Annotated in this window: 4 protein-coding genes; 1 reads left to right on the top strand and 3 read right to left on the bottom strand. The window is 68.8% G+C overall.

Translation table 11 applies throughout. The annotated features are described in order from the left end of the window. Nucleotides 1-289: type 1 glutamine amidotransferase family protein (locus VBO01S_RS31260; RefSeq protein WP_502688681.1), on the bottom strand; the 289-nt coding region annotated here is incomplete at its 3' end. 106 nt (nt 290-395) lie between these two features. Between VBO01S_RS31260 and VBO01S_RS31255 the strand changes: the two genes are divergently transcribed. Beyond that, on the top strand, nt 396-1,025 hold the full coding sequence (locus tag VBO01S_RS31255) for an isochorismatase family protein (protein ID WP_062483042.1): 630 nt from the start codon (nt 396-398) through the stop codon (nt 1,023-1,025). Nucleotides 1,026-1,038: 13 nt separating this feature from the next. On the opposite strand, the gene VBO01S_RS31250 is transcribed toward VBO01S_RS31255, so the two are convergent. Continuing rightward, complete coding sequence (locus tag VBO01S_RS31250; RefSeq protein ID WP_062483039.1) at nt 1,039-1,824, bottom strand: SGNH/GDSL hydrolase family protein; 786 nt, start codon at nt 1,822-1,824, stop codon at nt 1,039-1,041. 82 nt (nt 1,825-1,906) lie between these two features. Further along, nucleotides 1,907-2,249 (bottom strand): helix-turn-helix transcriptional regulator (locus tag VBO01S_RS31245; RefSeq protein ID WP_169805119.1); only part of this gene is annotated, 343 nt, incomplete at its 5' end.

The following is a 2,249-nucleotide window of genomic DNA, read 5'->3' as shown; positions in this document are numbered from 1 at the left end:
GCAGCGCGCGGATGAGCGCGGGCGGCGCGGGCCGGCCGTCGTCGCGCCAGGACGGCACCACCACGATCTGCGCGCGGCGGATCGCCTCCAGGCCGTGCGGCACCACGAGCGTGAAGCCCGCGTTGGTGGCCAGCGGCCCGGGCTCGGGCGCGCAGACCTGCACGCGAAAGCGCGGCGCGCCGGTGTCGGTGCGGTCTTCGCCGAACACCATGCAGGGCACGGAGAGGTGGAAGGGGCTGATGCCGTCGAAGGCCACGACAGCGATGGTTTCAACGGCAGAGGAGCGCATGGCCCGATCTTATCGATGAATGGCTTTCGGGCCACTGTCGCAAAACCCGTGGTGCGCGAAGAATCGAGCCATTCCAGACACACACAACCACCGAAGGAGATACCCCATGAGCCAGTCCGCACCGCGCCGCGCCCTCGTCGTCATCGACGTGCAGAACGAATACTTCGAAGGCGGCGGCCTGCCCATCGAATACCCGCCGGTCGAAAGCTCGCTGCCGAAGATCGCGCAGGCCATGGACGCGGCCCGCGCGGCCGGCGTGCCGGTGGTGGTGGTGCAGCACCACGCGCCGAAGGGCGCGCCGGTGTTCCAGGCCGACAACTTCCACGGCCAGCTGCACCCCGAGATCGCCAACCGCCCGCGCGACCATCTGGTCACCAAGGCCTTCCCGAGCGTCTTCACCGGCACCGACTTCGCCGACTGGCTCGCGCGCCACGAGATCGACACGCTGAGCGTGACCGGCTACATGACGCAGAACTGCGACGCCTCCACCGTGTTCGAGGCCATGCACCGCGGGCTGAACGTGGAGTTCCTGTCGGACGCCACCGGCGCGCTGCCTTATGAGAACGCGGCAGGCCGCGTGAGCGCCGAAGAGATCCACCGCGTCTTCAGCGTCGTGTTCCACAGCAACTTCGCCGCCGTGGCGACGACCGATGCGTGGATTGCTGCGCTGAAGAGCGGCACGGCGATCGAGAAGGACAACGTGGTCATGTCCAACCGCCGCGCGCGCGGCGTCTGAACTTCACAAGAGCTCAGGCCAGGTTCAGCGGCTGCAGCACGGGCTGCCAGCGCTGAACCGCGATCTTCTTGAAGCCGCGGCCGTTGGGATGCAGCTCGTTGGCCCAGTCGGTCGGGCCCAGCGTGCCCCGGCTGTCCACCACGTGCAGGTGCTGCGGGTCGCCCGCGGCGATGTTCTGCAGCATGCCGTGGAAGCCGTCGATCAGGTGGTCGACGCAGGGCTTGAACAGCTCGGGCGCCACGCCCGCGTCGACCAGCGCCGGACGCAGCCAGCCTTCGCGCCCGAACAGCGCCTTGCCCGTGGGCGGGGCGTAGTCGTAGCTGTGCATGACGATGTGGCAGTCGACGCTCGTTCGGGTGTAGATGAGGCCGATGAGCGCACGGTACTGCTCGTCCATGTCGACAAGGAACTGGTCGAAGCCGCCCTTGCCGTTGCGAAAGCACTGCGCAGCCTGGGTCTCGCCCGTGCAATCGGACTTGAGCAGCGGGCGCAGGTCGTTGAAGCCCGCGAAGTCGTTGCCGCCGCCGCTGATGAACACCGCCGACAGCGTCGGCCCGTACAGGCGCAGCGACTCGCGCACGGCGTTGCGGTACTTGCCTTCGACGTAATCCTGGGCTTCCGCGCCGTTCATGCCCTTGGCCAGGATCACGTGGCCGCGCGCGCCGACCACGTCGCCCAGGAAGTTCAGCAGGCTGCCGCCCGGCAGCGGGTACCAGAACCACGAATCGCCGAAGGCAAGGATGGTCGCGGTGCCGTGCGGACCCATCTGCATCTTGGTCTCGTCCCAGTAGACAGCCATGGCGAACTCCTCGTGTAGAGGGCGCCATGGTTCTCGCAACCGCCGCGCGGCGCCATCCCCCGTTCGCAGTAGAACCTGCTGCTCAGTCCCGCAGCGACTGCACCAGCAGCACCAGTTCCGCCTGCCGGTGGCAGTCGGTCTTGCGCATCACGTTGCGCAGGTGGCTGCGCGCCGTGTGTTCGGAGCAGTGCTGCGCGGCGGCGAAGTCCTTCACGGTCTTGCCGCTCGCCAGGAGCAGCGCGAGCCGCGCTTCGGTCGGGCTCAGGCCGAGCAGGCTTTCCAGCTGCCGCGGCTCCACGGGCGCCGCCTCGGCCGGATGGGCGAAGACCACGAGCGCGCGGTGGCGCTGGCGCAGCACGGCCAGCGGGTGCGAAGGTTTGAGCGGCAGCACCGTGATGCGGACCACGCTGCCGGCCACGGGCAGG

It is taken from the genome of Variovorax boronicumulans NBRC 103145, from assembly GCF_001591345.1.
GTDB lineage: Bacteria > Pseudomonadota > Gammaproteobacteria > Burkholderiales > Burkholderiaceae_C > Variovorax > Variovorax boronicumulans.
This window is presented reverse-complemented; position numbering and strand designations above follow the sequence as displayed.

Bases quoted from the DNA above. Each gene is read 5' to 3' on its own strand.
- VBO01S_RS31255 (WP_062483042.1), top strand. From the start codon at position 396: ATGAGCCAGTCCGCACCGCGCCGCGCCCTCGTCGTCATCGACGTGCAG.
- VBO01S_RS31250 (WP_062483039.1), bottom strand. From the start codon at position 1,824: ATGGCTGTCTACTGGGACGAGACCAAGATGCAGATGGGTCCGCACGGC.